21 protein-coding genes are annotated in these 23548 nt (G+C 36.3%); 11 read left to right on the forward strand and 10 right to left on the reverse strand.

What is annotated here, in order from left to right; all coding sequences use genetic code 11:
• Positions 1-39 precede the first annotated feature (39 nt).
• Both LB449_RS08655 and yidC read left to right on the forward strand, forming a co-directional pair.
• Positions 40-1644 (forward strand): CTP synthase, encoded by a 1605-nt coding sequence (locus tag LB449_RS08655; protein WP_224454706.1) that lies wholly within the window; start codon positions 40-42, stop codon positions 1642-1644.
• A gap of 112 nt (positions 1645-1756) precedes the next feature.
• The gene (gene yidC / locus LB449_RS08660) at positions 1757-3703 is read left to right on the forward strand and encodes a membrane protein insertase YidC (protein WP_224454707.1); all 1947 of its coding nucleotides are present in this window, start codon (positions 1757-1759) and stop codon (positions 3701-3703) included.
• Positions 3704-3781: 78 nt separating this feature from the next.
• Here yidC and LB449_RS08665 read toward each other — a convergent pair whose 3' ends face one another.
• Together LB449_RS08665 and LB449_RS08670 are read right to left on the reverse strand one after the other, a co-directional pair.
• On the reverse strand, positions 3782-3946 hold the full coding sequence (locus LB449_RS08665; protein ID WP_224454708.1) for a hypothetical protein: 165 nt from the start codon (positions 3944-3946) through the stop codon (positions 3782-3784).
• A gap of 80 nt (positions 3947-4026) precedes the next feature.
• Entirely contained in the window at positions 4027-5109 is a 1083-nt protein-coding gene (locus LB449_RS08670) for a fasciclin domain-containing protein (protein WP_224454709.1), read from the reverse strand.
• A gap of 152 nt (positions 5110-5261) precedes the next feature.
• On the opposite strand from LB449_RS08670, the gene mnmA reads away from it, so the two are divergent.
• Positions 5262-6455 (forward strand): tRNA 2-thiouridine(34) synthase MnmA, encoded by a 1194-nt coding sequence (gene mnmA, locus LB449_RS08675; RefSeq protein WP_394372310.1) that lies wholly within the window; start codon positions 5262-5264, stop codon positions 6453-6455.
• Positions 6456-6464: 9 nt separating this feature from the next.
• Positions 6465-7415: an NAD(P)H-dependent flavin oxidoreductase gene (locus LB449_RS08680; RefSeq protein WP_224454711.1), complete on the forward strand. Its 951-nt coding sequence runs from the start codon at positions 6465-6467 to the stop codon at positions 7413-7415.
• Positions 7416-7428: 13 nt separating this feature from the next.
• Here LB449_RS08680 and LB449_RS08685 read toward each other — a convergent pair whose 3' ends face one another.
• On the reverse strand, positions 7429-9360 hold the full coding sequence (locus LB449_RS08685) for a LysM peptidoglycan-binding domain-containing protein (RefSeq protein ID WP_224454712.1): 1932 nt from the start codon (positions 9358-9360) through the stop codon (positions 7429-7431).
• Complete coding sequence (gene guaA, locus LB449_RS08690; protein WP_224454713.1) at positions 9360-10889, reverse strand: glutamine-hydrolyzing GMP synthase; 1530 nt, start codon at positions 10887-10889, stop codon at positions 9360-9362. Before guaA ends, LB449_RS08685 begins: the two co-directional genes overlap by 1 nt.
• 69 nt (positions 10890-10958) lie before the next feature.
• On the opposite strand from guaA, the gene LB449_RS08695 reads away from it, so the two are divergent.
• Positions 10959-11498, forward strand: coding sequence for a pyridoxamine 5'-phosphate oxidase family protein (locus tag LB449_RS08695; protein WP_224454714.1), 540 nt, complete (start codon positions 10959-10961; stop codon positions 11496-11498).
• A gap of 51 nt (positions 11499-11549) precedes the next feature.
• Here LB449_RS08695 and LB449_RS08700 read toward each other — a convergent pair whose 3' ends face one another.
• Together LB449_RS08700 and LB449_RS08705 are read right to left on the reverse strand one after the other, a co-directional pair.
• Positions 11550-13490 (reverse strand): CHRD domain-containing protein, encoded by a 1941-nt coding sequence (locus tag LB449_RS08700; RefSeq protein ID WP_224454715.1) that lies wholly within the window; start codon positions 13488-13490, stop codon positions 11550-11552.
• A 110-nt stretch (positions 13491-13600) separates the two neighbouring features.
• Entirely contained in the window at positions 13601-14233 is a 633-nt protein-coding gene (locus LB449_RS08705; protein WP_224454716.1) for a 7-carboxy-7-deazaguanine synthase QueE, read from the reverse strand.
• Between the two features lie 110 nt (positions 14234-14343).
• Between LB449_RS08705 and LB449_RS08710 the strand changes: the two genes are divergently transcribed.
• The 6 genes from LB449_RS08710 to LB449_RS08735 are packed head-to-tail and all read left to right on the forward strand — an operon-like array spanning position 14344 to position 18393.
• Positions 14344-14907 (forward strand): hypothetical protein, encoded by a 564-nt coding sequence (locus LB449_RS08710; RefSeq protein WP_224454717.1) that lies wholly within the window; start codon positions 14344-14346, stop codon positions 14905-14907.
• Between the two features lie 38 nt (positions 14908-14945).
• Positions 14946-15794 carry an alpha/beta fold hydrolase gene (locus tag LB449_RS08715; protein ID WP_224454718.1) on the forward strand — a complete coding sequence of 283 codons (849 nt, stop codon included), beginning with the start codon at positions 14946-14948 and terminating at the stop codon, positions 15792-15794.
• Positions 15795-15796: 2 nt separating this feature from the next.
• On the forward strand, positions 15797-16507 hold the full coding sequence (locus LB449_RS08720; RefSeq protein WP_224454719.1) for a pseudouridine synthase: 711 nt from the start codon (positions 15797-15799) through the stop codon (positions 16505-16507).
• 11 nt (positions 16508-16518) lie between these two features.
• Positions 16519-16944 (forward strand): VOC family protein, encoded by a 426-nt coding sequence (locus LB449_RS08725; protein ID WP_224454720.1) that lies wholly within the window; start codon positions 16519-16521, stop codon positions 16942-16944.
• 2 nt (positions 16945-16946) lie between these two features.
• Positions 16947-18008, forward strand: a complete 1062-nt coding sequence (locus LB449_RS08730) for an AI-2E family transporter (protein ID WP_224454721.1) — start codon at positions 16947-16949, stop codon at positions 18006-18008.
• Complete coding sequence (locus LB449_RS08735; protein WP_224454722.1) at positions 17977-18393, forward strand: YkvA family protein; 417 nt, start codon at positions 17977-17979, stop codon at positions 18391-18393. The genes LB449_RS08730 and LB449_RS08735 overlap by 32 nt, the downstream gene beginning before the upstream one ends.
• Before the next feature lie 34 nt (positions 18394-18427).
• On the opposite strand, the gene ffh is transcribed toward LB449_RS08735, so the two are convergent.
• The 4 genes from ffh to LB449_RS08755 all read right to left on the reverse strand — a co-directional run bounded on the left by ffh (position 18428) and on the right by LB449_RS08755 (position 23523).
• Positions 18428-19756 carry a signal recognition particle protein gene (ffh, locus tag LB449_RS08740; protein ID WP_224454723.1) on the reverse strand — a complete coding sequence of 443 codons (1329 nt, stop codon included), beginning with the start codon at positions 19754-19756 and terminating at the stop codon, positions 18428-18430.
• A gap of 113 nt (positions 19757-19869) precedes the next feature.
• Complete coding sequence (locus tag LB449_RS08745; protein ID WP_224454724.1) at positions 19870-20376, reverse strand: inorganic diphosphatase; 507 nt, start codon at positions 20374-20376, stop codon at positions 19870-19872.
• A gap of 135 nt (positions 20377-20511) precedes the next feature.
• Positions 20512-20928: a DUF2141 domain-containing protein gene (locus tag LB449_RS08750; protein ID WP_224454725.1), complete on the reverse strand. Its 417-nt coding sequence runs from the start codon at positions 20926-20928 to the stop codon at positions 20512-20514.
• A gap of 132 nt (positions 20929-21060) precedes the next feature.
• On the reverse strand, positions 21061-23523 hold the full coding sequence (locus LB449_RS08755; RefSeq protein ID WP_224454726.1) for a TonB-dependent receptor plug domain-containing protein: 2463 nt from the start codon (positions 23521-23523) through the stop codon (positions 21061-21063).
• Positions 23524-23548: the final 25 nt, after the last annotated feature.

Below are 23548 nucleotides of genomic sequence, written 5' to 3' on the forward strand. Positions count from 1 at the left end.
ATTTTTGCATCCCGTATAGACACAAAACTCTCAACACAAATGGCCGATACAAAGTATATTTTTGTAACAGGCGGTGTTTCTTCGTCTTTAGGGAAAGGAATAATCGCAGCTTCATTAGCAAAACTTCTACAAGCAAGAGGTTATAAGTTAACCATTCAAAAGCTTGATCCGTATATCAATATAGATCCTGGTACGCTCAATCCTTATGAACATGGAGAGTGTTTTGTAACTGAAGATGGTGCAGAAACAGACTTGGATCTTGGTCACTACGAGCGATTTTTGAATGTAAATACCTCTCAGGCCAATAATGTAACGACTGGTAAGATTTATCAAAACGTTATTGATAAAGAAAGAAGAGGAGACTTCCTCGGAAAAACAGTACAGGTTGTTCCTCACATTACCAACGAAATAAAAGAGCGCATACAAATTCTCGGGCAAGATAATAAGTATGACATCGTCATTACTGAAATTGGAGGAACTGTAGGTGATATTGAATCATTACCTTATATAGAAGCTGTAAGGCAGCTCAAGTGGGAACTTGGTGAGCACAATGCTTTAGTGATTCATTTGACATTGATCCCGTATCTTTCTGCTGCAAAAGAGCTAAAAACAAAACCTACTCAACATAGTGTAAAAACGCTCATGGAAAGTGGAATTTCTCCAGAGATATTGGTGTGCAGAACGGAACATGAAATCAATGATGACATCAGAAACAAACTGGCACTTTTCTGTAATGTCAAAAAAGAGGCTGTCATCCAATCTATTGATGCAGCGTCTATATATGAAGTTCCTGGGCTTATGGCAGAGGAAGGATTGGATACCATTACCCTAAAAAAATTAAACCTTAAAGATGATGTAGTTCCGGATTTGGAAAAATGGAACTTCTTTGTTGACAAATTAAAAAATGCAACTGAAGAAATTTCAATAGGTTTAGTTGGTAAGTATGTTGATCTTCAAGATTCTTACAAATCAATTTTGGAATCGTTTATTCATGCTGGAGCTTATAACGACGTCAAAGTAAATGTAGTTTGGATCAACTCTGAAGAAACAGAACACAACGAAGCTATTTTTAAAAATTTGGATGGACTCCTGGTAGCTCCTGGTTTTGGAGAGCGAGGTATTGAAGGTAAAATAGCAGCTGTAGAATTTGCAAGGACTCACAAAGTTCCATTTTTAGGAATTTGCCTTGGTCTGCAAATGGCAGTTATAGAATTTTCTCGAAATGTTTTAATGTTAGCAGAAGCAAATTCAGAAGAAATGGACCCTAACACTCTACATCCTGTCATTGGCCTCATGAAAGATCAAAAAGACTTAAAACAGATGGGAGGTACGATGAGATTGGGAGCCTGGGATTGCGAACTCCAGCCCAATTCTAAGTTGGCTAAAATCTATGGAAAAACAAGCATTTCGGAAAGACACCGACATAGATATGAAGTGAATAATAAGTATGTAGAAGACTTAGAAAAAAATGGTATGCTTTGCACAGGTAGAAATCCTCAAACAGGACTTGTAGAAACTATTGAGCTGAAAGACCATCCATGGTTTATAGGGGTGCAATATCACCCTGAATATAAAAGCACAGTAGCTACACCACATCCGCTATTCTTGAGCTTTATTGAAGCGGCCAAAAAGTTTCATAAATAGTTGAAACATGATCGTTTCTCTAAATTAACCCACAATAACCTCACTTAAATAAAATTAAATGTTGATTTTTGCACGTATTTTGAAAAATCAAGTTTCACAATAGTTATAGTCAATGGAAGAAAAAAAGACGTTTGATAAGAACTCTATTATAGGATTTACACTAGTTGCACTTATCCTGATCTGGATGATGTATATGAATCCAACCGAAGATATAGTTCCTGAGGAAACTAAAACAGAACAAGTTGAATCTACACCCCAAGAAAAACCTTCTCTCGATAAGGTTAAAAACACACCAGAAATCGCCCAAGGATCTAATTCCAGCCTTCAGGACTCCGTAAAAAACGAGCTTGCGAGGAGAGAATATGGAGCATTTGCTTACTCAGCCATCAAGGATTTCGCCATAGAGGATGCTACTACAAATATTGAAAATGAAGTAATTGAACTTGAGGTCAGCAATAAAGGAGGGCAAATTGTTGAAGCCAAAATGAAGCAACATGACACTTATAAAGGCGAACCTATTTTCTTAATTAAAGATGGTAATGCCAGTTTTAATATTTCCTTTGAAGCCAGTGATGGCAGAACTTACAATACCAGAGATCTTTATTTTGAACCAAGCCTAAGTTCAGAAAATGGAAACCAAACTTTAAGCATGAAAGCTAAAGTTTCTGAAGTTGAATTTCTTGAGTTCTTTTATGAGTTAAAGCCTGACGACTATATGATGAATTTCAGGATTCGTTCTCAGGGCTTAAGTAATATCATTTCTTCAGAAACAGCTGATCTAAAGTGGGAAGTAAAAGCGCTGCGGAAGGCCAAAAGTATTTCTTATGAAAATAGATACACTGAAATCGTTTATCTATACGAAAACGACAAAGATGATTATACAGGGCAAGGTGACGAAGCAGTTGAGGAAGATGAGCAAATAGAATGGGTAGCCTTTAAACAACACTTTTTTACTTCAGTCTTACTTACAGATACTCCTTTTTCTAGTGGAAAAATGACGTCAAGAAATTTGGTTCAGGATGAACAAGTAGATACGTTATACACCAAGAATTTTCTTGCAGAAGTCCCATTAAAATTAAATAATGGTGAATTTTCAGAAAGTATGAATTGGTATCATGGACCTTCTGATTTCAAAATTTTAAGCGATTACGAGAGGAGTTTAGATGAAATAGTGCCACTCGGCTGGGGACTTTTTGGGTGGATAAACAGGTATATTTTTATACCCTTCTTTACATTTTTAAGCAGTTCGCTGCCAAGTTATGGATTAGCAATTATTGTCATGACTATTGTTGTGAGAATTGTGCTCTCTCCTATTACGTATAAATCCTATTTATCTCAGGCCAAAATGAAGGTTTTGAAGCCAGAGATCAATGAGATCAATGAGAAGTACAAAGACAATGCGATGAAAAAGCAGCAGGAAACTATGAAGCTGTACAGTAAAACAGGTGTAAGTCCGCTGGCAGGCTGTATTCCAGCACTTCTACAGATCCCTGTGTTTTATGCGCTTTTCCAATTCTTCCCGAGTGCTTTCGATTTAAGACAGAAAGGATTTTTATGGGCAGACGATTTATCGAGTTATGATGTTATATTTGAATGGGACACGTATATTCCACTAGTGTCATGGGCATATGGAAACCACGTGAGTTTGTTCCCAATTCTTGCTTCGGTAGCGATATTCTTTTATACTCAAATGACTGCTGGACAAAACATGCAGCAAAGCTCACAACCAGGAATGCCAAACATGAAAGTAATCATGTATTTTGCTCCTTTCGTCATGCTTATTTTCTTCAATAATTACGCAAGTGGATTATCGCTATATTATTTCATATCTAATTTAATTACAATTGGTATCATGCTTGTCATTAAGCACGTGATCATAGATGATAAAAAGATTCTGGCGAAGATTGAGGAGAAAAAGAAAAAACCTAAGAAGAAGAAAGGTAAGCTGGGCAGAAAGTTTCAAGAAATTATGGAACAAGCAGCAGAGCAACAGAAAAAGAAACAAAATGAGAAAGAAGATAATAGTAAAGGCGGCAACAAAAAAATTGATAAGAAATAATTAGTCGATTTTACAGAATTAAAAAAGGAGTCCAAATTGGACTCCTTTTTTGTTGGTGCTAATTAATTATTTTTATTCTCAAATTGTAATGTCACCTCTCATACCGCTATGTATAGTGCAAATGTAATCTGCAATTTCTGCAGTTAATTCTGCAGTGAGTGTAAAATCAAACTGTGAACTATTGGTTATAAAATTGACATCAGCATCATTTTCAAAAGAACCGTCGATATTTTGGCTGAGCAAAGCATCGCCATTAGCATCTCTTAATTCAAAAGGGTGAGCGCTTGCTCCTATTACAGATAATGTATAACGAGTACCGACTGTTAAATTCCACGTGCTATTTTAGTGTCTAAAGGAGTTACATCCTCCCCACCAGTAATTTGACTTACAAAATAAGCAGAAGCTCCACTATTTTCAACCGTCATTGCAACTGTATTCCCTTCCATAGGAGGCTCAATACCTAAGTTTGGAGAGACCACCATGTTGACAGCGTGAATAACACCATTACCAGCTTGAACATCGGTCACTATAATTTCAATTTCTCGACCATCCTGATCGGTGATGGTGGTTCCGTTAAGCTCAAAAGTTTCGCCCAAAGTTGTAACTGCTCCTGTCGGAAGATTGGAAGATGTAATGTTAGCTTCACCTATCACATGGGTATTTAAAACTGAAGTTAGAGTTGTTCCATCAATTTCTGCTAAGCTGTCAAAACCAAGCTCAGCAAGTAAACCTGTGAATGCATCGTTGGTTGGAGCGAACACTGTAAAAGGTGCAGGATTTTCATACGAACTTAATATACCAACGAAATCGGGTTGATCATCTCTTGTCAATGCCTGGACTAAAGTTTCAAAAGTTGGATCGGCTGTTGCAAAAGTAGTCACATCTGGAATTGTAATAAACTCGTTTACAATGTGCACAACACCATTGGATGCAATGTTATCGGCTCCAGTGACTGTCGAAGTTCCGTTTAAAGTAATATCGGATCCAACATTGACATAAAGACTTAGGTTGTTTTCCTCACCTGAAACCTGTTCGGTTGCTAAAGTATTTAGGTAAGTTGTTGATAATTCAGAAGATTCTGCAGAACCTTCTAAAACATGGTTCAAAAGGATATTGGTGACTTGTTCACTCGTAAGACCTGAGGTGTCAACAGCCTCAAAGGCATTGTCAGTAGGTGCAAAAATCGTAAAAGTACCTTCATTGAGCACTTGCTCTAAACCATTAGAAACCAGTAAATCCTCCAAAATCGTGTGATCCAGACTATTTGCGATAATTTCAAAAGTAGTTGGATTATTGTTGATCGGCTCACCAGCACCGTAACCGTCTTCATCGCTACTACAAGAACTTACGCCAATAATTAATGACACCATTAGAACTAAATTTTTTACTCCATTTTTCATTTTCATAAAATTTATTTTAAAATATAACAACTCCCCTATTCACCTTTGTTTAAATATGTTAAAGATTATTAAACAAAATAGAAATGCTCATCATGACAACTCTACTTTAATCAAACTCTATCCAAGTTTTCGTATTTTTGTATTTCAATATTACAAAAATGAAAAGAGTTGTTGTAGGACTAAGTGGTGGTGTGGATTCTAGTGTGACTGCCTATTTATGCAAGGAACAGGGATATGAAGTGATAGGCCTTTTTATGAAGAACTGGCACGATGACTCTGTTACCATAAGCGATGAATGTCCTTGGCTGGAAGATAGTAATGATGCTATGTTAGTAGCAGAAAAATTGGGTATACCTTTCCAAACGGTTGATCTGAGCAAGCAATATAAAGAACGTATTGTAGATTACATGTTTGCTGAATATGAAAAAGGCAGAACCCCAAACCCGGATGTACTTTGCAATAGAGAAATCAAGTTTGATGTCTTTATGGATATTGCTACTTCACTAGGTGCTGACTACGTGGCAACAGGTCATTACTGCAGAAAAGACAGTATTGAAAAGGACGGTAAAACTATATACAGATTGTTAGCGGGTAAGGACCAAAACAAAGATCAATCTTATTTTTTATGTCAGGTTTCTCAACAACAATTGGAAAAAACTCTTTTCCCTGTTGGTGAGCTTCAAAAATCTGAAGTGAGACAAATTGCAAAAGAACAGGATTTGATTACTGCCGACAAAAAGGATTCGCAGGGACTTTGTTTTATAGGTAAAGTAAAGCTTCCAGATTTTCTTCAGCAAAAACTCCAGCCCAAAAAGGGTCGAGTTATTGAAATTGATTCCTCACATGAAATTTTCTCAAATATTGGTGAAGTAAAGGCAAATTCAGAATTGATAACTCAGCTGAAAAAAGATAGTAAAAAACTGGATTTAAAACCAGAATTCGGGAAAGTTCTTGGCTCTCATGATGGTGCACATTTTTTCACCAAAGGACAAAGAAAAGGACTGGCCATCGGCGGAACTAAAGAGCCTCTTTTTGTCATTGACACAGATGTTGAAAACAACATTTTATATACTGGTCAAGGGAAAAATCATCCCGGACTTCATAAAAAAGGCCTGTGGGTTGACAATTCTGAAGTGCATTGGATACGACCTGACCTGAGCTTAAGTGAAGGGGAAACTATGGATGTGAAAGCTAGAATACGATACAGACAGACCTTAGAAAAAGCTAAACTATACCAAATGGCAAATGAACTTTATGTCATTTTCGAAAATGAACAAACAGCCATTTCCGAAGGTCAATTTGTAGCCTGGTATCAGGAAGATGAACTCATCGGTTCAGGTGTAATCGCATAATAATATTTGATGAAAACAAACAGAATTACAGAGTTATTCGGTATAAAATATCCTATCATCCAGGCAGGAATGATTTGGGCTAGCGGATGGAAACTAGCAAGTGAAGTTAGCGAAGCCGGCGGGCTTGGTATTATTGGTGCTGGTTCTATGTATCCAGATGTTTTACGTGAGCACATTCAAAAATGCAAAAAAACAACTTCAAAACCATTTGCAGTAAATGTTCCTATGCTCTATCCAGATTTGGATAAAATCATGGAAATCATCATTGAGGAAAAAGTACCGATTGTGTTTACCTCTGCTGGAAATCCCAAAACCTGGACACCTCATCTCAAATCCCACGATATAAAAGTGGTTCATGTGGTAAGTAGTGTAAAATTTGCTTTGAAATCTCAGGAAGCTGGAGTAGATGCAATTGTTGCGGAAGGATTTGAAGCTGGTGGACACAACGGTCGCGAAGAAACTACCACATTCACACTTATCCCGATGGTCAAGAAGGAGCTGTCCATCCCTCTTATAGCTGCTGGCGGCATTGCCTCGGGTTCTGGAATTCTTGCCGCTATGATTCTTGGAGCAGATGCTGCACAGATAGGGACTCGTTTTGTGGCTTGTGAAGAGGCTTCCTCGCATATAAATTTTAAGAAAGAAGTCATCAAAGCTCAGGAAGGTGATACCAGACTTACTTTGAAGGAGTTGGCTCCAGTACGGATGCTGAAAAACAAATTCTACCAAGACATTGAAAAATTGTACTCCACTTCACCTACTAAAGGAGATCTTCAGGATTTGCTGGGTAGAGCAAGAGCCAAAAAAGGAATGTTTGAAGGCGACCTTGAAGAAGGCGAATTAGAAATAGGTCAGATCTCTGGATTGATAAATGAAATCCTACCCGCTAAAAAAATTGTAGAGAATCTTATTGCTGAATTTGAAGCTGCAAAAATTGAAGCCTGTGCCATTGAATTTTAAATCTATTCAAGGCTTAGTTTGCATCCAGAGTTAGAAAATCTACTAAATTTAATGACTTTATCTCAAGACCTTTCTGATATTGTAGAAGATAAATAGCATCGTTTTCATATCCTTTTGTAAATTCCTTTTTTCTGTAACTAAATTTATTCTCAGCGTACTCCGTAAAGCCTTTTATTTCTGTAGAAGCTTGAAGAGTTTTGGCATAAGACAACCTCAAAAGTAAATCCATCATAACGTCATAACCTCTTATCACGTACTTATTGGGATAGACTCCATGTTTTTCAAGAAAGCTGTTATTATGCTTTTGGTCACCTGTAATGAGTTGTGTTTTGGAAATAGAAGGAAATGTGAACTTGAGGTCGCTCAGATAATAATTTGAAATCTCATCATCGTAAAAGGCTCCTCTTTTAGAGGTGAATAATCTAATGTCAAAACCATCTCTTTGAAAAGATTTTAAAAACGAAACAGTAGATTCTGCAATTCCTATATTTTGTGCTTCTAAAATGAACCAATTGGTGCCAAGAGAATCTAAATGTGGACGCAAGTCAGATTTTTTTAAGTAACCATTACTTCCCTCTTGACTAGCAATATTAATATCTGGAAAGGTGTAAGTGTATTTTCTTTGCACTGGTTTTGAAATACTATCTGAAAGAATAACTAAATTTTCATCAGTATGAATCTTTTGCAAATAAGTAATAAGCACTTCTTGCATCTCCTCATCTTTGGGCAAAGTGTTGAAAAGATTTTCAAATTCAAAATTTGGGTTGACAAGTGGTGAAATAACGGGCACACTATCTCGCTCAAGATAATTTGCAACAACTTTGAGACTTGGATCTAAAAGTGGTCCAACTACAGCTTGGTAATTTTTAAAATTTTCATTCAGCAGTTGATTCACATGATACGGATCATTTCTAGTATCGTATACATCTAGGTTCACAGTGATACCTTTAGCTTGAGCAGAATCAATTGCCATCTGAATTCCTTCATAAAAGTCAAGAGAAATTCTAAGCAAGCCACTATTCTTGATTAAAGATTTCGTTGTAATTGTATCTATTTCTGTGCGTTCCAAATTTAGTGGGAGCATCACAGCAATTTTTTTTGTATCGAAATATTTAAGCTTGTCTTCCAAAGTAAAAGCTTCATATTTTGAATAATCTATTTCTTCTGCTTGTGGAATTTTCAAAACAAGTCCTTCACTTATTCCCTCAAATTTTAAGGAAGGATTCGATTGGATCAACTGTTGTTCTGTAACATCATAATTTTCAGAAATAGATTCAATTGAATTTTTAGAATCTATTTTGAGGAAAGCATAGTTTTGATTTTTCGGAATTCGGGAAGTTGATGTCGTATCAACTGGCCGCTTAATTTTTAAAAATTGACCGGGTTGTATCTCTTTTTCATTTATCCCTGAATTTAAATCCTCCAGTTCTTTAATTGTCAGCCCATATTTTTTTGAAATCCCGTATTTAGTTTCCTTTGGTAGCACCAGGTGCATCAAAGTACTAAACTCTGAGTTTTTTATACTTTGATTGATATCCAAGTCTTTATCCTTAAGCTCATAAGTTGGTATTCTTATAACATCATTGTAATCCAGTTCTCGTTCATTAAGAAAAGGATTGTACTTTCTAAGGTCTTTTACCTTGAGGTTATAAGATTTAGAAATACTGTAAAGAGTTTCTTTGGGACTTACTTCATAAGCTATAAGCTGAATTCTTGGATTCAGCTCAAAATTAGGTTGCGAGGGAACTACCAAAAGCTCACCAGATACATCTCTGATATTTTTTACGTTGGGGTTTAATCTCTTTAAAGTAGTAATATCTACTTGAAATCTGGAAGCAACATCCTCCAAACTCTCATTTGTCCCTGCTTGGTAGCTTTTAAGGTCTTGAGCACTGAGACTAAAAACAAAGAGTAGTAAAACTGTACTTAAAAAAAACTTTTTCATTATTCCCATTCTATTGTTGCTGGTGGCTTAGAGCTGATATCATATACTACTCTATTAACGCCTTTAACTCGATTTATTATTTGATTAGAGACTTTTTGTAAAAACTTATGTGGCAAGTCCACCCAATCTGCCGTCATACCATCCGTAGATTCTACAGCTCTTAAAGCTACAACTTTTTCATAAGTTCGCTCATCTCCCATGACACCGACGGAATCTACAGGAAGAAGTATAGCTCCAGCCTGCCATACTTTATCATATAGGTGCCATTCTCTCAAGGCATCTATGAATATCGCATCTACTTCTTGTAAAACCCTCACTTTTTCTAAAGTAATATCACCAAGGATTCTAATGGCTAAGCCTGGACCTGGAAATGGATGTCTACCAAGAAGTTTTTGATCAATCCCCATCTCAGCGCCTACTCGCCTCACCTCATCTTTGAAAAGCATCCTTAAAGGCTCTACAACTTTTAGTTTCATGAAATCTGGTAAGCCACCAACATTGTGGTGAGATTTTATGGTAGCAGAAGGACCGTTAACAGAGATGGATTCAATAACATCTGGATAAATGGTACCTTGAGCTAGGAAGGTGGCATCTTCTACCAAAGAAGACTCATCATCAAACACTTCAATAAAAGAGTTACCGATTACTTTACGTTTTTTCTCAGGGTCCGAAATACCTTTTAAAGCATCCATAAACCGATCTGTAGCATCAACACCTTTCACGTTGAGCCCCATATCTTTGTATTGATCCAGAACAGAATCAAATTCATTTTTCCTCAACAAACCGTTGTTGACGAAAATACAGTGAAGGTTTTTTCCAATAGCTTTATGAAGAAGAGTCGCTGCAACCGTGGAATCAACTCCGCCACTAAGACCTAAAATCACTTTATCTGTTCCAATTTTTTCCTTCAATTCTGAAACCGTCATATCTACAAAAGCTGACGGCGTCCAGGATTGAGGTACTTTTGCAATCTTAACAAGGAAATTTTCCAGCAATTGTGCACCGTCAGTTGAATGATAAACTTCAGGATGGAACTGAATTCCATAGGTGTCTTCACCTTCAATTTTATAAGCCGCATTTAAAACATCAGCAGTGCTGGCAATTCTTGTAAAATGTTCTGGAAGATCTTTGATGCTGTCACTATGAGACATCCAGACCTGTGATTGTTCCAAAATATTTTCAAAGAACAGTTCACCGTCTTTTATAAATGAAAGATTTGCTCTACCAAATTCACGTGTGTTTGAGCTATCCACTTTCCCACCGTAATTGTGAGCCATAAACTGAGCTCCGAAACAAACTCCTAAAAGAGGAATTTTACCTTTAATCTTACTAAGATCTGGTTTTGGAGCTTCTGGATTTCTGCAGGAGAATGGACTTCCTGAGAGAATTGCTGCTTTGAAAACAGATAAATCTTCTGGTATTTTATTGAAGGGATGGATTTCACAGTAAATATTTAGTTCACGAACTCGTCTGGCGATGAGTTGCGTGTACTGTGATCCAAAATCGAGAATAAGAACATTTTTTTGCATGAGCAAAAGTATAAATTTGCGATAAAACAGGCTTCTGTTTAGCCCCTCTTTTTTTATTTTTAAACAAAAATGCTCGATCAAATTTTAAAAGATTTAAAAAACGAAGTAAAGTTCGGTTACCTTAAAAAAAAACACGCTTTCCGCTACCCGAGTCTAGCAAGTATTGAAGATAACGTTCCTGTTCAAAGAACTGTTGTATTAAGAGACACAACAGCAGACTTTGATTTGATTATGTATACAGATGAGAGAAGCGATAAAATAAGTCATTTCGAAAACAATCCAAATTGCAGTCTTTTATTTTACAACCACAAAAAACTACTTCAAGTCAAAGTTGAGGGAAAAATAGAAATGATAAAATCTGGTGAAGAATACGATTACCACTGGAGCAGGGTTCAAGGCCACTCTCAAAAAGACTTTATCACCAAAAATCCACCTGGAACGCCAATTGATAATCCGGATCATGTAGACTACAACGAGGATGAGCACCACTTTTGCCTTCTGAAACTGGTGCCCGAACACATGGAATATCTTGAACTCAAAAGACCAAACCACATTAGAGCCCGATTTGACGGGTCTAACAATTGGAAAGGTCAATTTCTCAATCCATAAAAAAAGCGACCCGAGGGTCGCTTTTAAATTCCAACATTAAAATTAATAGTCTTATTCATTAGCACCTATGTCGCCTTGGGCTACAATGGTTGCTAATTCTGCTGCGCTTAGGTGAACATTAACGTAACCGTTAACTTCTAAAACATCAGCATATCCGAATTCTGTATCATCATCTAAAGCTGCAACGTTAGACATACTCATACCTGTTGTTCCATTTACAGGAGTAAAGGTATAAATAATGCCACCACCTTCAGATGCTGAATTAGCGTGAATGTGTGCTGGGTGCTCGCCACCATCTGGAGTTCCTACCAGACTAATTGTGGCTAAAGCTTCACCATTCAAACGTTCTTCAAAAAGAACAGTTCCATTAATTCCTGTAACATCCTTTTCTTCTAAAACATAACTTTTAAATTCACCAGTCAATTCGTTTTGACCAATATCACCCTGAGCTACAATAGTTCCTAAATCACCTGCACTTAAATGTACATTTACATAGCCGTCAACATCTAAAACATCAGCATAACTAAATTCTGTATCATCATCTAAAGCAGCTACATTGGATTGACTCATTCCTGTTGTTCCGTTTACTGGATTAAAAGTATAAAGTATACCTCCACCCTCTACTGCGGTGTTCATATGAATATGAGCTGGGTGCTCACCGCCATCAGGAGTTCCTTCCAGACTAATTGTAGCTAAAGCTTCACCGTTCAAACGTTCCTCGAAAAGGACAGAACCACTTATACCTGCTACTGCTCTTTCTTCAAGTTCATAGCTTTTAGATTCACCAGTCAATTCATTTTGACCGATATCTCCTTGAGCCACAATAGTTCCTAAATCATCAGCACTTAAATGTATATTTACATAACCATCTACTTCTAAAACATCAGCATACACAAAAGCAGTTCCATCATCCAAAGTTGCTACATTGGATTGACTCATTCCTGTAGTTCCATTTACTGGATTAAAACTATAAAGTATACTTCCACCTTCTACTGCAGTATTCATATGAATGTGAGCTGGATGCTGACCTCCGTCTGGAGTTCCATCTAGACTTATTGTAGCAAGTGCTTCACCGCTCAATCGTTCTTCAAAAAGCACAGAACCACTTATTCCAGGTACTGCTCTTTCTTCAAGATCATAACTTTTAAACTCACCTGTCAATTCATTTTGACCGATATCACTCTGAGCTACAATGGTTCCTAAATCATCTGCACTTAAATGTACATTGACATAACCGTCTACCTCTAATATGTCAGCATAAACAAACTCAGAACCACCATCCAAAGTTGCTACATTGGATTGACTCATTCCTGTTGTTCCATTAACTGGATTAAAAGTATAGAGTATAGCTCCACCTTCAACAGCTGAATTCATATGAATATGGGCTGGATGCATTCCTCCGTCTGGCGTTCCATCTAGACTTATTGTAGCAAGTGCTTCACCGCTCAATCGTTCTTCAAAAAGGACAGAACCACTTATTCCAGGTACTGCTCTTTCTTCAAGATCATAACTTTTGGATTCACCAGTCAATTCATTTTGACCAATATCACCCTGTGCTACAATTGTACCTAAATCATTAGCACTTAAATGTACGTTGATATAAGCATCAAGTTCAGAAATATCTTCATAACTTAAAGGCGTACCATCATCCAACGATGTAAATGTTGTTATACTCAAACCAGTTTCTCCGTCAACAGGCTCCAGGGATACAATTATGCTTCCACCCTCTACAGCAGAATTCATGTGAATATGAGCTGGGTGCATATTTCCAGCCGAAGTACCTTCAACTTCAAGAATAAGTTGGACAGAGCCATCAGCTTGCTCATTGAAAACTGCATCACCACGGACACCAGATTCTGATCTTTCATCCAGATCATATCTAATGTTATCTAAGACAGGATCTGTAACAGGGTTTAAACTATCATCATTGTCACATGACACTACTAGTAAACCTAGAATGAATAATAGTGTAAAATTTTTAATTCTTTTCATAAGTATGTATTTATTTGTTTAACATAGATACGGAAAGAAGAAAGCTACGGTTTGAAAATTTATGTTATAAAAGTTTATTATTAACATTTATTAACTAAAGTAGCTATGCTTTAAGGTATATTTAAGTATTTATGCGTTTGAAGAGAAATACGCCATTTAGGATATTTCATCACATATTCAACAATTTGAGGCGTCATTTTTTCTCTAACACTCCACTCAGGCTGTAAGAATAATTCACAATCTTCTGAAACCTGTGCTGCTTGTTCTTCAGCGAATTTAAAATCACTTTTATTGTAGATAATTACTTTGAGTTCGTCCACTCGTGGATAAATCCCAGGTTTTGGCAGTTTTATTTTTTTTGGTGATAAACAAATCCAATCCCAAACGCCAGTCATATCATAAGCTCCGGAGGTTTCTATATGAATGTTCAATCCATTAGCTTTTAAACCTTCCGTAAGTAGAGACATGTCCCAGGTCAAGGGCTCACCACCTGTAATAACAATCGTATTGCTATATTTTTTAGCATTTTCTATGATAGAACCAATTTGGGTAGGTGGATGTTTTTCTGGATCCCAGCTTTCTTTTACATCGCACCAGTGGCAACCTACATCACATCCTCCAATCCTAATAAAATAGGCTGCTGTTCCTGTATGATATCCCTCGCCCTGTATAGTGTAAAATTCTTCCATAAGGGGAAGCATTACACCTTTATGTACAAGTTTTTCTATATTTTCATTTTGCATATTGCAAAGATACTGAAAGCATAATTTGATTTAAAACATAATTCTAAACTTATATAGCAGAAAGCATGCTTTCATGTTAGCGACTTTATTTATTTTTGAAAAAAATTATCATGAAGCTTATACCTGTTACTTCCATTTTCTTGTTGATCCTCTCAACAAGCTGTAATACTTCAGATTCTGAAACGATCATTGCAAAAAATAAGCTGGGCCTTCTATCTCCTTCAACCAAAGTAAACGAGGTCAGTACGATTTTGGTTAACGATTCTATTGCTGAATTTGATTTGGAATCAAAATTCAATAAAGTCAGTGAAATAGAAGTATTTAATAAAGAGGGAAACATATCCTTAGTGATTGAACCAAATTATCAAAACGACTCTTTAGTTACGATTAATGAAGTTCAAATTCTAGATCCGAAATACAGAACCAAAAAAGGCTTAAGTATTGATAGTAATTTCAAAACGATCTACGAAAATTATAAAATTGATAATATCCAAAATAGTATCAATAGTGTCATATTAAGTATAAATGAAATAGGCGCTTACATTGTAATTGATAAAAAACATTTGCCGAGCAAGCTAAAGTTTGACTCAGAAATTAAAATTGAGGCTAATCAAATTCCAGACGAGGCTCCTTTTAAATATTTCTGGATAAGGTTTGAAGAGCCAAACTTGTAGTGCCTTTTATTCCTATTATCCTGTAATTTCTTTTTAATATGAAAGCTTCAAAAAAAATCGTTAATAAGTACTTACCGAAAATTATAGGCTTGAGGTTGAATTCACTTTTCAGGATAAATCCTGAAAAAGCTGTTTTAAAGGCTTATAAATTATTCTCTTCTCCAAGAAAAGGAAAAGTGAAGCCTGAGCAAGAGACTTTTCTGAACAAAGCTAAAACAACATCTATTGAATTAGAATCCAATAAAGTTCAGATTTATCACTGGAAAGGGGAAGGTAAAACAGTGGTTTTAATTCACGGCTGGGACAGTAATTCTTATAGGTGGAAGGACTTGATCCAGCGCTTGCAAAAAGAAAGTTACAACATCATTGCCTTCGATGGTCCTGCTCATGGATATTCTGATGGAAAAGTTTTAAGTGTTCCAATGTATTCCAGATGTCTTGACCGCCTATTGAAGTTATATCGACCAGAGTTTATTATAGGCCATAGCGTTGGAGCCATGACGATAGTTTACAACCAATATCTAAAGCAAAGTCCTTTTCTGGAAAAGATGGTTTTACTGGGAGCCCCCTCAGAAATGACAGAAATAATGAGTGATTACAAGCGAATACTTCGATTGAATGACAAATTCATGCTTGCACTAGATGATTTTTTTAAAAAGAAATTTGATTATCACTTTGATGAGTTTTCAATCGCTGACTTTTCGAAGAACATTGAAAAGGAAGCCTTGATCATTCATGATGAATATGACAAGGTTGCTCCAGTTTCAGCAGCTAAGGCGATACATGAAAACCTAAAACATTCTGTACTTAAAATAACAGAAGGCGCTGGTCATTCTCTAAATAAAGTGAGTATTCATGAAGAAATTTTAAAGTTCTTAAAGCAATAGAAATGAGTGAAAACGGGATTCGCATAAATAAGTACTTAAGTCAGGCTGGATTTTGCTCCAGAAGAGAAGCCGATAAACTTCTTGAACAAGGCAGAGTCACCATCAATGGAAACTATATTGAAATGGGTACTAAGGTAAGTCCTGGCGATCAGGTCTTTGTTGATGGGAATCTGGTGAAATTTGAAACTGAAGAAAAAGTTTATTTGGCAGTCAATAAGCCAAAGGGCGTTGTTTGTACTACAAACTCTAAGGTTGAAAAGAACAATATTGTCGATTTTGTCAATTATCCAACTCGACTTTTTCCAATAGGACGTTTAGATAAAATGAGTGAAGGCCTTATACTTATGACAAACGATGGTGAAATTGTCAACCAAATCCTCAGAGCCCGACATTACCACGACAAAGAATATCTAGTAACTGTAGATAAGCAGATTACAGATGAGTTTATTACCAAAATGAGAAATGGAGTTCCAATCCTGGACACGATTTCCAGAAAGTGTGAGGTTGAAAAATTAGGTGACCGAAGCTTCAAAATAATTTTGACACAAGGCCTAAACCGCCAAATACGCAGAATGTGTGAAGCTTTAGATTATAGAGTAAGAACATTGAAACGCACTAGAATAAAAAATATTAATTTAGACGTGGATAAAGGGAAGTACAGACATCTTACAATAGACGAAGTGAAAGATCTTTATAAAAATAACAACTCATAAAATACATAGATATGTCCTCACTAAACCCGTTTCACTTAGCAGTTCCAGTTAATAATCTAGAAAAAGCCAGGGCGTTTTATACAAATACGTTAAACTTCAAAGAAGGGCGTAGCGACACTCATTGGGTTGATTACGATTTTTTCGGACATCAATTTGTGATTCATGAAGACAAAAACCATCAGCCAAACCCAGACGCTTTTAGTCTTGTTGACGGCCATGAAGTACCTGTACCACACTTCGGAGTTGTGCTAGAATGGGAAGCTTTTCACGAATTCGCTGATCGGTTAAAACAAAATAAGATTGAATTTGTAATCAAACCTTACATCAGGTTTGAAGGAAAACCAGGAGAACAAGCAACTATGTTCTTTAAAGATCCCAGTGGCAATGCCCTTGAGTTCAAAAGCTTTAAAGATACGAGCCAAATTTTTGCTAAGTAAAAATGGAAAAACTTACGCCAAGACTAGTAAGGCAACTCTTTATCCTCTTGATTATTGTATCCTTGGGATGGCTTATTTTTAGTGAAATTCTGCCCTACATCTCCGGAGTTTTAGGAGCAATCACTTTTTATGTATTACTGAAAGGCTTAATGCAGAAAATGCTAAAAAAGGGCTGGAATGCTACATTAAGCGTAAGTGTTTTGATGCTAGGCTCATTTATTTTGATTTTAGTCCCTGTGCTCAGTATCATTCTTATGCTCTCTTCAAAAGTGAGCAAAGCCATAAAGAATTCTGAAAAAGTGGTAGAAGCGGCAAAAGCGCAGCTTGTCCAACTTGAAGAAATTAGCGGTTATAAAATCAGCGATAAAATAGATAGCTCAGCGGTAACAGATTGGCTTTCCAGTAATCTTCAAGGTCTTGCTGGAGGCACCTTTGAAATTTTTATTGCCGTAAGTATAATGTACTTCCTTTTGTATTACATGCTTCTGAATGAAAAAAAACTAACCATCTCTATGGAAACTTATATTCCCATAGATGTAGAAAACCTGAAGCTAATAGGCTCCGAATCTGCGAAAAAAGTGAAAGCCAATGCTATTGGTATTCCTATGGTAGCCCTGTTTCAAGGAATAATTTCATTGATCGGTTATTGGATATTTGGAGTTCCAGAAGCTATGTTTTGGTTTGTAATTACAACCATTGGCTCCATGATTCCATTTATAGGAACTGCGATAGGATTTATACCTGTCACCTTGTTGATGTATTATCAAGGTGATACCTTTGGAGCTATAGGTGTATTGGCTTATGGACTAATTGTAGTGGGGTCTTCAGATAATATTGTAAGACTTCTCGTTCTTAAGAAAATGGCAAATGAACACCCTCTTATTACCTTAATTGGAGTTATTATTGGAGTTCCATTATTTGGATTTATAGGTCTTATTTTTGGACCATTGTTATTATCCTTATTTTTATTGGTAGTTATGATTTATAAAAAAGAATATGGAGAGTTTGAATCTGAAGCTGAAAAAAAATTAAATGAAAGTATTAGGGAAGAAAACACAGAATAAAGTTGATGAAAACTTTGTAAAGGATGGCATCAAATCTGTTTCAGAAACTGATTTTGATGTTGTACTCGACAAAAAAGATCAACTATTTGCAAAAATAAATCATCCGGATTGGAAGAAATATAAGGATAAGATTATTCTGATGTTTCAATTTTTAAAAGATGTCAAGCAGAAGAATTACCCTGAAACACCCTGGAAAACTCTGGCAGCGATGATTTTTACTGCTCTTTATATTATCAATCCACTAGATCTTATTCCAGATTTTATCCCTTTTGTGGGTTACCTGGATGATTTGACTGTTTTTGGTTTTGTAATTAGACTCGTTGACAAAGATTTAACCAGTTACCAAGAGTGGAAAATAGAACAAGAATCTACTGAGGAACAATAGATTCTTGCAAACATTAAATTGTGAAAAATTTCTTTTACTGAAGATTTTTCATCATTTGCATCATCTTCTTTCCACCACCACCTTGCATCATTTTCATCATCTTGCTCATTTGGGTAAATTGCTTCAAAAGTTGATTGACTTCCTGGACTGTTGTACCAGAACCTTTACTTATTCTTTTTTTACGGCTAGCATTAATGCTGGTAGGATTTTTCCTTTCTAGCGGAGTCATAGAATGAATCATGGCTTCTATGTGCTTGAAGGCATCATCATCAATATCCATGTTTTTCATCATTTTTCCAGCACCAGGAATCATACCCATCAAATCTTTCATGCTACCCATTTTTTTGACTTGCTGAATTTGTTTCAGAAAATCATCAAAACCGAATTTATCTTTAGCAATCTTCTTCTGAATCTTTCTGGCTTCCTCTTCATCATATTGCTCCTGAGCTCTTTCAACAAGAGACACAACATCACCCATACCCAGAATACGATCTGCCATCCTTGAAGGATAGAACACATCAATAGCATCCATTTTTTCACCGGTACCTATGAACTTAATAGGTTTATTGACTACAGATTTAATAGAAATAGCAGCACCACCCCTGGTATCACCATCAAGTTTGGTCAAAATAACACCATCAAAGTCAAGGACATTGTTAAAGGCTTTTGCAGTATTCACTGCATCCTGACCTGTCATGGCATCTACAACAAACAAAGTTTCCTGTGGCTGAACAGCTTTGTAGATGTCGGATATTTCGTTCATCATCACTTCATCAACAGCCAAGCGACCAGCCGTATCCAAAATCACAACATTATGCCCGTTTTGCTTGGCGTGAGCTATAGCAGCTTCTGCAATTGCAACTGGGTTCTTCTCTTCTTTGTTAGAAAACACCTCGACCCCTATTTGCTCACCAACCACATGCAATTGATCTATTGCAGCTGGTCTGTATACATCACAGGCAACAAGTAAAGGCTTTTTGGTTTTTTTAGTTTTAAGAAAATTAGCAAGCTTACCAGAAAAAGTGGTTTTACCAGACCCCTGAAGACCTGACATTAAGATAACACTTGGATTTCCAGACAGGTCAATACCTTCTGCATCACCACCCATCATCTCGGTTAATTCGTCCTTGACGATCTTAACCATAAGCTGATTAGGCTTAAGACTTTTAAGTACGTTTTGACCTAAAGCCTTTTCTTTAACTATGTTGGTAAATTCTTTGGCAGTTTTAAAGTTGACGTCGGCATCCACAAGTGCTCTTCGCACTTCTTTAAGTGTCTCTGCTACATTTACCTCTGTTATCTGACCGTGCCCCTTTAAAACATGAAAGGCCTTATCTAACTTATCACTTAAACTATCGAACATAATTTCTTCTGAATTTCAGCAAAAATAAGAATTTGAAATCTATTTTTGAATGTTTTGTAATCTAAAAAAACCACTTCAATAAAGTGGCTTTTTGTTTAGGTTAAGCGTTGTTACTATAAACTAAAGTTGTGAGTAACCGTATCGCTTTCTTTATATCTAGCAATAGCTTTATCCACTAGTTCTTGGGCTTCTTTTTCATCTCCCCAGTTCCCAATGATAACTTCTTTGTTCTCCAAGTCTTTATAAGTTCTGAAGAAATGCTCAATTTCCTTAATAGTATGAGGATTCAAATCTGAAAATTTATGAACCTCGTCTCCCATTGGATCTGCAACAGGCACGCATATAATTTTTTCATCAGGTCCTTTTTCATCAGACATGTTCAAAACGCCCACAGGTCTTACTTTGGCAACACACCCAGGAACTACTGGGTTTGTGAACAATACTAAAACATCTATAGGATCATTATCCAGCGCCAAGGTTTCTGGTACAAAACCATAATCTGCTGGGTACATCATAGATGTATGTAACATTCTATCAAAACGAATCTGCTTTAAATCGAAATCGTACTCATATTTATTTCTACTTCCTCTTGGAATTTCTATCAACACATCAAATGTCATAATCACTTTTTTATATAAAATTTAAGGAGGGCAAAAATAGGAAAAACTTTGACTATTCTAACAACAAAAAACAAATAAAAACCTGATGCTGAAGTCTTTCTTCATCAGGCTTTACTCAGGAAAATGGATTGATGTTTAAATCTTCAATTTTACTGCTTTATTTTTATCATCAAATTGAAAGCTTACTTCTTCCCAGATTGGAGCAGCCATAGGGTTTGGAGTTCCAGACATTGCCCATGGCTCCGTTGGCATTCCGTTGCTCTGTGCATCCATTGTTCCGTTGCCATTCAGATCCTGAAAAACAGAAACAGCATAAACTCCGTGATCCAAATCTTTAAACTCAATCTTATGAGATGAGTTTTTTACATCAATACTTTTACTAAAAATTGGTTTCTTGAGAAAATTTTCTTTCTCGAAAACTCCGATATACAGAGTTCCAGATACATTTTCAATGTTTTCAAACTCTACGATGAGTGTTGTTTTTTCTTGAGCAGTTAGATTTTGATAACTAAACATTACAAGCATTAGAGCTAATCTTACTAAATTTTTCATGACTTTTAGGTTTTAAGTTCAATCCAAAAGTAAAGTGGAAGTCTAGTTTTATTCTGAAGTTTTTGATGAGTCGTAGAATGTTTAAGATGAACGGTAACAAATTCAGAAGAAAGTGAAAAACACAATCAAGTTTTAAAATTGAATTGAAATAAAGGCATTTGGCGTCAGCTCCAGGCTTTGGATTCTTACATTTTCCACAGAGGAATTGGAGTCGTTGAGCCTGAAGAATTGTTGCGTAAGGTTATTGCTGTTGAACAGGTTCAAAATGCTAAACCCAGTTCTGATCGAAGACTTCGAAAGCTGAAATTGATAAGTAGCCGTAAAATTGATTTGAAGGTAATCTTCAAGATTACTCTCGTTAGGGCTTAAAAAGTTTAGTCTTGGGTTGGTTTCTGGAGTTAAAATAGGATTTTGAAAATCTATCTCTGTAGTGGGTCTTCCAGCAAAATAACGACCTCCGAGTGATAACTTCAATTGATCTGTAGTAAAACTCACGCCAAAAGCTGAGCTCTGGGTAATTTCAAAATTATTGGCGAATTGCTGAGGCGAAAAGTTATTGAAATCATAGGTGTTTTCCATCACAGAAAAGTTTACCCAAAAGTTGAAATCATGGATGCGTTTTTGAACTAACACTTCAAAGCCTGTCACTTCATAATCTCCGCTGATTTGTAAAAATTCCAACTGATTTTGGAATCCCTGACTACCAGATGAAATGCTTTCGACTATTTTGTGATATAGGCTACCCTGAAACAACCAGCCTTTTTTATTAAAATTGAAACCAACCTCGATTTGCTTGTTGTTGATAATTGGGAAATTTTCTTCATCGGCAAGTATCCAGCGCCTTTTCTCTACTCCAAGAAAATCCTGTTGCTGATCGATGACTTGCGTAAGTGTCTGATTTTTGATCTCTCCAAGCAGATTCCATCGCCAATAGCGATTAGCCTGATAACTAAAATTGAATCTTGGCTCCCACCTTACATCATCAAAACCAGTGTAATAATTGGCTCTTACTCCTACGCGAGTCATTACCTTTTCGTCTTTGGAAATGTAGGTCAACTCACCAACCCCAGAATGTGTTCTGAGCACTTCTTTCGCTCTTAGGATGACCTCTGGAGAAGTAACTGCACTGTTGTTTGTAACTCCAACTTCGCTAAATTGATATCCACTATTTAAAGTAAAATGTTCTGAAAATCGGTAAGAATCCCTAAGACTAAATTTAAGATCAACCACTTGGTTGGTTTGCAACAATTCCTGATTAGACAGGACGGATTGATTGAAAGCTTCGAGTTCGTAAAACGAGGCATTAAAAGCAATGGAACTGGAGTGCTTATCACTCCAATCCGTTTTATAAGTCAGGTTGGCTAGAAAATTTCCTTGTTTAAAATCGTTTCGCTTTTGCTCTTGGGTAGTTTCTAAAACTTCATCGAAGGTGAGTTCATTTTGGATGGCCAGAACATCAAAATTTAATTTATCTCCAGAGTCAAATTCATAATCGTACTGGAGTGATACATCAAAAAACTGCAATTCTTGATGTGTTGTGGTCCTGTTGTTATCGCCCTGTAGAAGATCCTGAATTTCGGTATTCTGGAAAACTTTATCTGTAAATCCATTGTAGGTTGGAGATTCCCAGACATCTGTCAAGGATCGTCTTAAAGCCACCTGTAGATTGGATTTTCTATTTAGCTCCAGCAAAGCATAAGCGTTGGCGCTTAAAAAATCCAGCTGTAAGTTACGATCAAATTCTTGTGAGTGTTCTCGCGAAGAAATATCAATGACGGAAGAAACTCCCTCATTGTAAAAGGCTGAACTTCCATTTTTGATGACTTTTATTTTATGGTTGATCAACGGGTTTATCGCCGATATCATACCAAAGAAATGACCAGTTTGGTACATTCTTGAGCCATTCCATAATACCAGGTTTTGATCATGAGTTCCACCGCGGACATTTATTTGAGCGATAGTTTCATCCATATTTACAATTCCTGAAACATATTGCAGACTATGCAAAACATCGGCATTGATAAGCCCCGGAAGAACCCCAAATTCCTGAGGTATTATTTTCAAACTATTGTCAGGATTGAGAGAAATCCCTTTCGTGAGGTATTCCCTGATCAGTACCTCATCGAGTTCGATTTCTGGAAATAAATAGAACGTTTTGCAGGAGTCTATATTTTGAATTGAAGAATTTACCCCAGTATCGTAATAGTTGGGATGAGCAAACTGAAGTTTAATAGCATTTATAGATTCATCGATAAAGATTCTACCCATTGGGTTGGAATAGCCTAAAGTTTGATTATCATAGATAACTTCAACACCAGGTATCGATTTTCTCGTTCTGGCATTATAAAAACTAAGGCAGTGAACTGTTTTATTGTAATTGACAGAAATGCTACTTTCTGAAATATAGGTGAATTTTAATGGGAATTGATTACTTATAAAACCTAAAGCTTCTGCAAGAGAATTAGTTCTTGGAGGTCTTATCACTTCAGTATTTACTAAATCATCGTATAAATAGTTAAAGCTTACCGCATATTCATCTTCAAATTCACTGAGCAATACAACAAGCTCAATCTTTTCTTGAGATTGAGCTTCCATATTGTAGCTAATTAAAATCAGAATA

The sequence above is a fragment of the Psychroflexus lacisalsi genome, assembly GCF_020164495.1.
Lineage (GTDB): Bacteria > Bacteroidota > Bacteroidia > Flavobacteriales > Flavobacteriaceae > Psychroflexus > Psychroflexus lacisalsi.

Bases quoted from the DNA above. Each gene is read 5' to 3' on its own strand.
- LB449_RS08735 (WP_224454722.1), top strand. From the start codon at position 17,977: ATGAAAGTATTAGGGAAGAAAACACAGAATAAAGTTGATGAAAACTTT.
- LB449_RS08725 (WP_224454720.1), top strand. From the start codon at position 16,519: ATGTCCTCACTAAACCCGTTTCACTTAGCAGTTCCAGTTAATAATCTA.
- yidC (WP_224454707.1), top strand. From the start codon at position 1,757: ATGGAAGAAAAAAAGACGTTTGATAAGAACTCTATTATAGGATTTACA.
- LB449_RS08750 (WP_224454725.1), bottom strand. From the start codon at position 20,928: ATGAAAAATTTAGTAAGATTAGCTCTAATGCTTGTAATGTTTAGTTAT.
- LB449_RS08705 (WP_224454716.1), bottom strand. From the start codon at position 14,233: ATGCAAAATGAAAATATAGAAAAACTTGTACATAAAGGTGTAATGCTT.
- LB449_RS08670 (WP_224454709.1), bottom strand. From the start codon at position 5,109: ATGAAAATGAAAAATGGAGTAAAAAATTTAGTTCTAATGGTGTCATTA.
- LB449_RS08710 (WP_224454717.1), top strand. From the start codon at position 14,344: ATGAAGCTTATACCTGTTACTTCCATTTTCTTGTTGATCCTCTCAACA.
- LB449_RS08715 (WP_224454718.1), top strand. From the start codon at position 14,946: ATGAAAGCTTCAAAAAAAATCGTTAATAAGTACTTACCGAAAATTATA.
- ffh (WP_224454723.1), bottom strand. From the start codon at position 19,756: ATGTTCGATAGTTTAAGTGATAAGTTAGATAAGGCCTTTCATGTTTTA.
- LB449_RS08655 (WP_224454706.1), top strand. From the start codon at position 40: ATGGCCGATACAAAGTATATTTTTGTAACAGGCGGTGTTTCTTCGTCT.
- guaA (WP_224454713.1), bottom strand. From the start codon at position 10,889: ATGCAAAAAAATGTTCTTATTCTCGATTTTGGATCACAGTACACGCAA.
- LB449_RS08720 (WP_224454719.1), top strand. From the start codon at position 15,797: ATGAGTGAAAACGGGATTCGCATAAATAAGTACTTAAGTCAGGCTGGA.
- LB449_RS08755 (WP_224454726.1), bottom strand. From the start codon at position 23,523: ATGGAAGCTCAATCTCAAGAAAAGATTGAGCTTGTTGTATTGCTCAGT.
- LB449_RS08730 (WP_224454721.1), top strand. From the start codon at position 16,947: ATGGAAAAACTTACGCCAAGACTAGTAAGGCAACTCTTTATCCTCTTG.
- LB449_RS08695 (WP_224454714.1), top strand. From the start codon at position 10,959: ATGCTCGATCAAATTTTAAAAGATTTAAAAAACGAAGTAAAGTTCGGT.
- LB449_RS08745 (WP_224454724.1), bottom strand. From the start codon at position 20,376: ATGACATTTGATGTGTTGATAGAAATTCCAAGAGGAAGTAGAAATAAA.
- LB449_RS08700 (WP_224454715.1), bottom strand. From the start codon at position 13,490: ATGAAAAGAATTAAAAATTTTACACTATTATTCATTCTAGGTTTACTA.
- LB449_RS08685 (WP_224454712.1), bottom strand. From the start codon at position 9,360: ATGAAAAAGTTTTTTTTAAGTACAGTTTTACTACTCTTTGTTTTTAGT.
- mnmA (WP_394372310.1), top strand. From the start codon at position 5,262: ATGAAAAGAGTTGTTGTAGGACTAAGTGGTGGTGTGGATTCTAGTGTG.
- LB449_RS08680 (WP_224454711.1), top strand. From the start codon at position 6,465: ATGAAAACAAACAGAATTACAGAGTTATTCGGTATAAAATATCCTATC.